Origin of the sequence: Phenylobacterium sp. (assembly GCF_041691455.1) — a bacterium.
In the GTDB taxonomy this organism is placed as follows: domain Bacteria; phylum Pseudomonadota; class Alphaproteobacteria; order Caulobacterales; family Caulobacteraceae; genus Phenylobacterium.
In genome coordinates this window covers 1-8,263 of the sequence record NZ_JBEPUO010000055.1, presented here as the reverse complement: position 1 = coordinate 8,263, position 8,263 = coordinate 1, and the positions used below count along the sequence as shown (strand labels likewise).

The 8,263-nt window shown below is 69.2% G+C and carries 10 protein-coding genes and 1 tRNA gene; 6 read left to right on the top strand and 5 right to left on the bottom strand.

From position 1 onward, the window contains the following. From ACESMY_RS23105 to ACESMY_RS23095, 3 genes are all read left to right on the top strand, one after another. A partial coding sequence (locus ACESMY_RS23105) for a flavin-containing monooxygenase (protein ID WP_372786992.1) occupies window positions 1–1,355 on the top strand: 1,355 nt, incomplete at its 5' end. 10 nt (window positions 1,356–1,365) lie between these two features. Further along, window positions 1,366–1,791, top strand: a complete 426-nt coding sequence (locus ACESMY_RS23100; protein ID WP_372786991.1) for a GFA family protein — start codon at window positions 1,366–1,368, stop codon at window positions 1,789–1,791. Window positions 1,792–1,802: 11 nt separating this feature from the next. Further along, complete coding sequence (locus ACESMY_RS23095) at window positions 1,803–2,537, top strand: dienelactone hydrolase family protein (RefSeq protein WP_372786990.1); 735 nt, start codon at window positions 1,803–1,805, stop codon at window positions 2,535–2,537. Here the strand turns inward: ACESMY_RS23095 and ACESMY_RS23090 are convergent. Next, window positions 2,534–3,334 (bottom strand): phytanoyl-CoA dioxygenase family protein, encoded by an 801-nt coding sequence (locus ACESMY_RS23090; RefSeq protein ID WP_372786989.1) that lies wholly within the window; start codon window positions 3,332–3,334, stop codon window positions 2,534–2,536. The two genes, ACESMY_RS23095 and ACESMY_RS23090, sit on opposite strands and share 4 nt — an antisense overlap. Window positions 3,335–3,374: 40 nt before the next feature. Between ACESMY_RS23090 and ACESMY_RS23085 the strand changes: the two genes are divergently transcribed. Next, window positions 3,375–3,830, top strand: a complete 456-nt coding sequence (locus ACESMY_RS23085) for an MliC family protein (protein ID WP_372786988.1) — start codon at window positions 3,375–3,377, stop codon at window positions 3,828–3,830. A gap of 6 nt (window positions 3,831–3,836) precedes the next feature. Here the strand turns inward: ACESMY_RS23085 and ACESMY_RS23080 are convergent, their stop codons facing one another. The 4 genes from ACESMY_RS23080 to ACESMY_RS23065 all read right to left on the bottom strand — a co-directional run bounded on the left by ACESMY_RS23080 (window position 3,837) and on the right by ACESMY_RS23065 (window position 7,189). Then, a complete protein-coding gene (locus ACESMY_RS23080; RefSeq protein ID WP_372786987.1) occupies window positions 3,837–6,104 on the bottom strand; it encodes a molybdopterin cofactor-binding domain-containing protein in 2,268 nt (755 codons plus the stop codon). After that, window positions 6,101–6,568 carry a (2Fe-2S)-binding protein gene (locus ACESMY_RS23075; protein WP_372786986.1) on the bottom strand — a complete coding sequence of 156 codons (468 nt, stop codon included), beginning with the start codon at window positions 6,566–6,568 and terminating at the stop codon, window positions 6,101–6,103. Before ACESMY_RS23075 ends, ACESMY_RS23080 begins: the two co-directional genes overlap by 4 nt. Window positions 6,569–6,734: 166 nt before the next feature. Further along, window positions 6,735–7,013: a hypothetical protein gene (locus ACESMY_RS23070; protein WP_372786985.1), complete on the bottom strand. Its 279-nt coding sequence runs from the start codon at window positions 7,011–7,013 to the stop codon at window positions 6,735–6,737. A gap of 99 nt (window positions 7,014–7,112) precedes the next feature. Continuing rightward, window positions 7,113–7,189: transfer RNA gene (locus ACESMY_RS23065), tRNA-Asp, on the bottom strand. A 204-nt stretch (window positions 7,190–7,393) separates the two neighbouring features. Between ACESMY_RS23065 and ACESMY_RS23060 the strand changes: the two genes are divergently transcribed. Then, on the top strand, window positions 7,394–7,771 hold the full coding sequence (locus ACESMY_RS23060; protein ID WP_372786984.1) for an NADH-quinone oxidoreductase subunit A: 378 nt from the start codon (window positions 7,394–7,396) through the stop codon (window positions 7,769–7,771). Then, the coding region (locus ACESMY_RS23055; RefSeq protein ID WP_372786983.1) for an NADH-quinone oxidoreductase subunit B family protein at window positions 7,741–8,263 on the top strand (523 nt) is incomplete at its 3' end. The genes ACESMY_RS23060 and ACESMY_RS23055, both read left to right, overlap by 31 nt.

Here is an 8,263-nt window from a genome sequence, read left to right as displayed (position 1 = left end):
GCTACTCCTTCGAGCCGAACCACGCCTGGCCGCAGCACTTCTCGCCGCAGCCGGAACTGCTGAAATACTTCCGCGGCGTGGCGGCCAAATACGATCTCAAGAAGCACATCCGCTTCGAGACTCGCGTCGAGAGCCTGGCCTGGGACGAGGGCCGCGCGATCTGGCGCGTCGAGCTGAAGGGCAAGGACGGCCGCACGGAGACCGTCGAGGCCAATGCCGTCGTCACCGCCGTGGGCCAGCTCAACAAGCCGCGCATGCCGCAGATCGACGGCGTCGGGACCTTCGAGGGCCCGGCCTTCCACTCGTCCGAATGGCGACACGACGTGGAGCTCGCCGGCAAGCGCGTGGCGGTGATCGGCACCGGCGCCTCGGCCTATCAGTTCGTGCCGGAGATCGCGCCCAGGGTCGCCAGCCTCAAGGTCTTCCAGCGCACCCCGCCCTGGGGCCTGCCGGTGCCGCACTACCATGAGGACGTGCCCGAGGGCATGAAGTGGCTGCTCGAACACATCCCCTATTACGACAAGTGGTACCGCTTCTGGCTCTTCTGGATGACCACCGAGGGCTTCCTGCCGATGGTCAAGGCCGATGAGGGCTGGAACGGCCCGACGACGGCCGTGGGCGCGCAGAACCTCATGCTCCGCGAAATGGCGGCCGCCGCGCTCGCGGCCCAGGTCGAGGACCGGCCCGACCTGCTGTCCAACGTGGTCCCGACCTATCCGGTGGGCGGCAAGCGCGCGGTGCTCGACAACGGCGTCTGGCTGGGCGCGCTCAAGCGTCCCAACGTCGAGCTGATCACCCAGCCCATCGCCAGGATCACGCCGAAGGGCGTGGTCACCGCCGATGGCGTGGAGCACGAGGTCGACGTGCTGATCTACGGCACCGGCTTCACCGCCTCGAAGTTCCTGTCCGGCCTTAAGGTGACGGGGCGCGGCGGCAAGGACCTGCACGAGGTCTGGGCCGGCGACGCGCGGGCCTATCTCGGCATGACGGTCCCGGATTTCCCGAACTTCTTCATGATCTACGGGCCCAACACCAACATCGTCGTCAACGGCTCGATCATCTTCTTCTCCGAGTGCTCGGTCCGCTACATCGTCGGCGCGCTTCGGCTGCTGGCCGAGACCGGCGCCCGGTCGGTGGAGGTGAAGCGCGATGTCCACGACGCCTTCAACATCCGCGTGGACGACGCCAACAAGGGGTGGGCCTGGGGCTCGAAGAACGTCACCAGCTGGTACAAGAACGAGTTCGGCCGGGTCAGCCAGAACTGGCCCTTCGGGCTCATCGACTACTGGCGCGCGACACTGGCGCCGAACGCCGACGACTTCGTGCTGGCGAAACAACCGGAACCGGTGGCGTAGGGGGACCAAGATGACGGAGATCACCGGCGGCTGCGCCTGCGGCAAGGTGCGGTTCAAGATCGCCGGCCCGATGATGGGCTGCGCCGTCTGCCATTGCCGCGACTGCCAGAAGGCCTCGGGTGGCGGGCCGAACTACGTTGCACTCGCCCCCAAGCTCGGCTTCGCGGTCACTCAGGGCCACGCCAGGATCTACGCCTCGCGGGCCGACAGCGGCTCGGAAGTGGGCCGCGCCTTCTGCGGGGACTGCGGGACCCCGCTCTGGACCATCACCGCGCCGCTGGTGCCGTTCAATCCGGTGAAGCTCGGCGCGCTCGACGATCCGTCCGGCATGACTCCGAGCGCGCACCTCTACACGGACTCCGCCCAGCCCTGGCACCTGATGCACGAAGGCGCGCCGCGCTTTCCGAAGATGCCGCCCATGGGCCGGCCCAACTGACCGGAGCCAAGATGAAGACCGAGGACATCGAGTACCACGCCGACGGCGCGCGCCTGGTCGGCTATCTGGCTGTCGACGATACGCGGCCCGGCAAGCGGCCCGGCGTGCTGGTCGCCCCGGAGGGCGGCGGCCTGGTCGACCTGACCAAGTCGATCGCCCGGCGGCTGGCCGAGGCCGGCTATGTCGCCTTCGCCATGGACTACTACGGCGACGGCAAGCCGCTCTCCGACCGCAACGAGGTCATGCCGCGGATCAACGCCTTCATGGCCGAACCCTCCACGATCCGGGCGCGGGCGGCCGAGGCCCTGGCGGTGCTGGCGCGGCAGCCGGAGTGCGACGCCGGCAAGCTGGCGGCCACCGGCTACTGCTTCGGGGGCACGACGGTGCTCGAGCTGGCCCGCAGCGGCGCGGACCTGAAGGCGGTCGTAGGCTTCCACTCCGGCCTCGCGACCACGCGGCCCCAGGACGCCAAGGCGATCAAGGCCAGGATCCTCACCTGCATCGGCGCGCTCGATCCGATCATCCCCGCCGAGCAGCGGCTGGCCTTCGAAAAGGAGATGACGGACGGCGGCGTCGACTGGCGGATGAACCTCTACGGCGGCGCGGGCCACAGCTTCACCAACCCGACTGTGGGCGCGCTCGGCATGCCGGGGTTCGAGTACCACGCCGAGACCGACCGGCGCTCCTGGGCGGCGATGCTGGACCTGTTCGACGAGGCCCTGGGCCCGGTGCGCGCCGCGGCCTAGCCGTCCCAGATCGACCGGAAGCCGCCACCGCCGTTCAGCCGCTGCGCCGGGCTCGACTTGTCGATGTGCCCGATCAGGCCGCGATAGACGCCGTAGCCGACCAGCTCCTGCAAACGGGGCGGGAAGCCCTTCACCAGCTTGGGATCGAGCCCGAGCTGCTGGTTCTCCTGCTGGCGGATGAAGCCCGCGCAGTAGTTCATGGCCACGCCGGTGCGCCGGGCGTCCGTCCGGTTGGCGCCGCCGCCGTGCCAGAGCGCGCCGTCCCAGAGCAGCACGCTGCCCCTGGGCATTTCCGCGGCGATGGTCTCGTAGGCGCCGCCGTACTCGGGATTGGGTTTCCGGTGGCTGCCGGGAACCAGGCGGGTCGCGCCATTGGCCTCGGTGAAATCGGTCAGCGCCCACATGGAATTGCAGACGATCGGCGCATGCGGCTTCTCCAGCGGGATCACCTGATCGTCCGCGTGGATCGGCTGGGCGGTCTCGCCGGGATCGATGGCGATGGAGGAGAGCGAGGAGATCAGGCAGCCCTCGTCCAGCACGCCCTCGACGATGGGCAGCACGTTCGCGTGGACCGGGACCTCGGCGAAGGGCGCGCCATGGGCCAGCAGATTGTAGATCCTGACCGTCCTGTGGCCCTCGAAGCCGTTGCCGGCCGGCTTGGCGCCGAGCTCGCGCTCCAGCCGCGCCAACGCCGCGCCGAGCCCCTCCACGAGGTCCGGGGCGATGGCGTTCTCGACGATGGTGTAGCCGTCGCGGCGAACGGCCTCGGTGTGCCGCGCGCGGGTCGCTTCGTCCATGCCGTGGCCTCTTGCTGTGATCGCCCTGGGGGTTTCGTCTATGGTGGCCGACAAGCCGATCGAGGAGCAAGGCGTGGACGACAAGCTGAAGGCGCCGCGCCTGGTCCTGCTGCTGCTGGCGCTCTGCGCCTGCGACGGGCGGAAGGCCGAGGCCACGCCCCCGCCGGCTGCCTCCACGGGTCCGGTCAATCCCGACGCCGGCGTCACCGCCTACCGCTGCCAGGACGGGCAGACGATCGTCGCCGGCTATCCCGACAGCAAGTCCGCGGTCGTGACCTACAAGGACCACGCCTACAGCCTGAAGCTCGCCGGGACGGACGGCGGTGTGCGCTACACCGGCTACGGCCTGCAGTGGACCGTGCAGGGCGGGCGAGGGGTGCTGGCGGTCCTCAAGCCCGGCGAAGAGCGCGCCAGCGACCCCGGCCTGGCCTGCGCCGCGGATGAGGCGGGCAAGCCGGCGGCCACGGAAACCGCCTTCACTCCGGCGCGGCCCTGACTGCGCTCAGGCCTTCATCGCCTTCAGCACCGCGGCCGGCCGGATCGGCAGGTCGCGCACCCGCGCGCCGACGGCGTTGAAGATGGCGTTGCCGATGGCGGGCCCCACGACCGTCGTCGCCGGCTCGCCAAGACCGACCGGCGGCTCGGTGCTGGGCATGAATTCGATATCCAGGTCCGGAACATCGGCCATGCGCAGCGGGGTGTAGCCGCCGAGATTGGTGTCCTTCACCTGACCGTCCCTGAACTCCGTGCCCTCGAACAGCGCCAGGCTCATGCCCCAGAGCGATGCCCCCTGCATCTGGGCGAGCGCGCCGTCGGGGTGAACCACGGTCCCGCAGTCCGCCACGAGCGTCAGCTTCTCGACCTTCACCACGCCGGTCTGGGGATCGACGCGTACCCGCGCCGCGCAGGCGACCCAGGTCGGCATGTCGCGTTCCTGGCCGAAGGTCGTGGCGAGCCCGAGCCCGGTGTTCTTGGGAAGGGCCGCGCCCCAGCCGGCCTTCTTCGCCACCGCCGCGAGCACGGCGGCCTGTCGATGCGCCCCGCCCACGGCGGTCGGACCGGAGCCGGCGTTGCGGCCGACGCCGTCCAACAGCTTGAGCCGGAAGGCGAGGGGATCGGCGCCCTGGCTGTGGGCCGCCTCGTCCATGAAGCTCTCGAGCGCCCAGTTGGTCCAGCCGGGCCCGACGGACCGCAGCCAGCCGGGCCGGAAGGTGCTGTTCGCCAGGTCGTTGTTCACCGCGCGCACGCGCTGGGCCCCCACGGTGTACCAGTGATCGGCGCCGTTCACCGAGAACGGATCGTAGGCGACGCCGTTCGTCCCCTTCGGCATGAAGAAGGGCGCCATGGCCAGCGTCGGCCAGCCCGCTGCGGCCGCATGATCCATGGCGGTCACGCGGCCGGCCTCGCCGAACGCCATCCGGACCCTCTGCACAGACGGCGCGCGCGGAGAATCGAAGCGGCTGTCGTCGGCCCGCGTGAAGACCAGCTTCACCGGCTTGCCGATCGCCTTGGAGGCCAGCGCCGCGGGGATGGCGTAGTCTCCGTTCAGCCGCCGCCCGAAGCCGCCGCCGAGCAGATAGCTTTTCATGACGATGGTGTTTTCCGGCCGGCCGAGCGCCTTGGCGAGCCAAGGGAGCACCAGCGACTGCCACTGGTTGCCGGTATGGATTTCGAACACGCCGTCCTTCTCGAAGGCCAGCGCGTTGACCGGCTCCATCTGGAAATGCAGCGCGGTCGCCGTCGTATAGGTGGCCTCAAGCTTGGATTTCGCGGCGGCGAACGCCTGGTCGACGCCGGCGTCCTCCACCACCAGGCTGCCGGCGTTCGGATCGGCGATCAGCTCGGCCGAGCGGCGCTGCAGGTCGGCTTCGGAGACCTTGGCCGCCTCACCGGTCTTCCAGGTGACCTTGACCAGGTCGCAGGCCTTGTTGGCGGCGACGAAGCTGTCGGCCAGCACCACCACCCACCCGGGGACGGTCCCCGACGGGTCGTCGAGGGCCAGGCTTTTCTGGTAGCCCGGCACGGCCTTGGCCGCGGAGTCGTCGATCGATACGACGACGGAATCGTAGCGGGTCGGCGGGAGCTTTGGCCGCGCGTAGACCATGCCGGGAACCACCGCGTCGATGCCATAGACCCCTTGGCCATTGGTCTTGGACGGGATGTCGCGCGCCTGCACGGCCTTGCCGATCAGCCGCCGTTCGGCCGCCGGCTTCATCGGCAGCTTGGCGAGCTGCTCGGGCGTGAAGCTGCGCGCCAGGTTCCCGCGCGTGACGATGGCGCCGTAGCTGACCGAGGCCTTGCCGGCATGGATGGCGCCGTTGCGGGCGACGCAGGCCCCCGGCGCGACGCCCAGAAGCTTGGCGCCTTCCTCGATCAGCACCGTGCGCCCGGCCGCTCCGGCCTGGCTGTAGATCGGGTAGCTCTGCCAGACGGACCAGCTGCCGCCGGTGACCATCAGGCCCCACTTGGCGTCGCTGTCGACCGTCTTGACCTGGACCTTCGACCAGTCGGCTTCGAGCTCGTCGGCGACGATGCGGGCGATGGCGGTCCCGACGTGCTGGCCGAGCTCGGCGCGGATGACATTGACCGTGACGGTCCCATCGCGCCCGATGCTGTACCAGATGGTGGGCTCGAAGCCGGCGGGCGCGGGGCCGGCCGCGGTCACCTCGCCGGCGAAGCCCAGCGCCACGCCGGCGCTGGTGGCGGTGATCAGGAAGCCACGGCGGGAAAGCGCCGCGGCCGCCTCGGGATTGCGCTGCAGGAAGGTCATGCGTGGACTCCCGCCTGGCCGGCCGCGGCGAGCTTGATCGCGGCCTTGATGCGGACATAGGCCATGCAGCGGCAGAGGTTGCCGTTCATGCCGTGATCGATATCCGCGTCGGTGGGATGTGGCGTCGCCTTCAGGAGCGCGGCGGCCTGCATGATCTGGCCGGACTGGCAGTAGCCGCACTGGGGCACCTGCGCGGCTACCCAGGCGGTCTGCAGCGGATGCGCGCCCCTGGGGTCCAGCCCCTCGATGGTGGTGACGGCCCGGCCCGCGACGGCCGCCGCCGGCGTCACGCAGGATCGGACGGCCTTGCCGTCGACGTGCACCGTGCAGGCGCCGCACTGTCCGATCCCGCAGCCGAACTTCGTGCCCTTCAGGCCGATCTCGTCGCGGATCACCCAGAGCAGGGGCGTGTCGTCAGGACCACGGAGACTGACCTGACGGCCGTTGATCGTGAGCGTGGTCATAGCGCGCCTCCCTCTTGTCGGTTGGCTCAGCGGACGCCTAACCGGCGCAGGCGGCAACGCTTATTTTCTTGTGTTCCTCTTCTTGAGTTAGGCCGGCGTGATCCGCCTGATGGACCGCCGTCCACAAGGACGGATCGCCGAGGTGGGGCTACGCGGCGCTGAAGGGCTAGCGCGACGGCCCGAGGGACGGCGGCGGCAGGCCTCGGCCGTGCTCGGCGACGGAGTCCTGGGCCGCGCGCTGGGCGCGGTCATATTCGTCCTGCGTCACGCAGACCTGCTTGGAGAAGTGGCTGCCGGTCGGGGTTTCCTGCCAGCAGACCTTCTTCGCGGCCTTCGGCGCGGCGGCGGCCTGGGCGACGGGGGCGGACGCCGAGGGTGGGGTGACCGCCGGCGGGGCGGGATCGGCGGCGGCCAAGAGCAACGCGGCTGCGAAGACGGAAAGCAAGGCGAACTCCTACATTGGATGACCGGAGTTAAGCCGAGGCCGATCCAGGTCACAACCCAACTGGAGGCTTCGCGTGGGGTTTGCCGCCAGGGGAAAAGGTGGCGCGAATGACGGGACTTGAACCCGCGACCTCCGGCGTGACAGGCCGGCGCTCTAACCAACTGAGCTACATCCGCACTTGCTTGCGCAAAACGCGAGGCGCGTCTGATAGGTCCCGACCGGAATCGTGTCAACGGGAGAAGACGCCGCGGCGCGCCGCGCGAAGCCGTTTCCTGTGAGCCGAAGGGCTTGGGTTCGTGAGCTTTCCGCGCTGCAACAAGGCCCCGTTTGAAACCGCCGGACGTGTGGTCTAGAACGGCCCGCGACTCCCCGAGGACTCTATGAACGCGTTCCTGCTCCAGTACCTGCCGATCGTGATCTTCATGGGCATCGCGGCCGCGCTGGGCATCGTCTTTATCCTGTTCGCCGCCGGCGTCGCGCCCAAGGCCCCGGACCCCGAGAAGCTCTCCTCCTACGAGTGCGGGTTCAACGCCTTCGACGACGCGCGGATGAAATTCGACGTGCGCTTCTATCTGGTCTCCATCCTCTTCATCATCTTCGACCTGGAGGTGGCCTTCCTGTTCCCCTGGGCCGTGGCGCTGATGAAGCTGCCGGCCGCCATGGGCCAGTTCGCCTTCTGGTCGATGATGAGCTTCCTCGGTGTCCTGACGGTGGGCTTCATCTACGAGTGGAAGAAGGGAGCCCTGGAATGGGAGTGATCGTTCCGGCCGGTCCGGGAGGCGGAGCCTCCCTCCTGCCTGCAAATAGCGGCGCACGTTCGAGCGTCGAAGGCTACAATCCCGACGCCCACGACCCGTTCTTCGACGGCGTATCGCAACAGCTCGCCGACAAGGGCTTCATCACCGCCGGTGTCGACGACCTGATCACCTGGGCGCGCACCGGCTCCTTGATGTGGATGACCTTCGGCCTGGCCTGCTGCGCGGTCGAGATGATGCAGGCCTCGATGCCGCGCTACGACCTGGAGCGCTATGGCTTCGCCCCGCGCGGCAGCCCGCGCCAGTCCGACGTGATGATCGTCGCCGGCACGCTGGTGAACAAGATGGCTCCGGCCCTGCGCAAGGTCTACGACCAGATGCCCGAGCCGCGCTACGTGATCTCCATGGGCTCCTGCGCCAACGGCGGCGGCTACTACTATTTCAGCTATTCGACCGTGCGCGGCTGCGACCGGATCGTGCCGGTGGACGTCTATG

Bases quoted from the DNA above. Each gene is read 5' to 3' on its own strand.
- ACESMY_RS23080 (WP_372786987.1), bottom strand. From the start codon at position 6,104: ATGACCTTCCTGCAGCGCAATCCCGAGGCGGCCGCGGCGCTTTCCCGC.
- ACESMY_RS23060 (WP_372786984.1), top strand. From the start codon at position 7,394: ATGAACGCGTTCCTGCTCCAGTACCTGCCGATCGTGATCTTCATGGGC.
- ACESMY_RS23090 (WP_372786989.1), bottom strand. From the start codon at position 3,334: ATGGACGAAGCGACCCGCGCGCGGCACACCGAGGCCGTTCGCCGCGAC.
- ACESMY_RS23095 (WP_372786990.1), top strand. From the start codon at position 1,803: ATGAAGACCGAGGACATCGAGTACCACGCCGACGGCGCGCGCCTGGTC.
- ACESMY_RS23100 (WP_372786991.1), top strand. From the start codon at position 1,366: ATGACGGAGATCACCGGCGGCTGCGCCTGCGGCAAGGTGCGGTTCAAG.
- ACESMY_RS23075 (WP_372786986.1), bottom strand. From the start codon at position 6,568: ATGACCACGCTCACGATCAACGGCCGTCAGGTCAGTCTCCGTGGTCCT.
- ACESMY_RS23085 (WP_372786988.1), top strand. From the start codon at position 3,375: ATGGTGGCCGACAAGCCGATCGAGGAGCAAGGCGTGGACGACAAGCTG.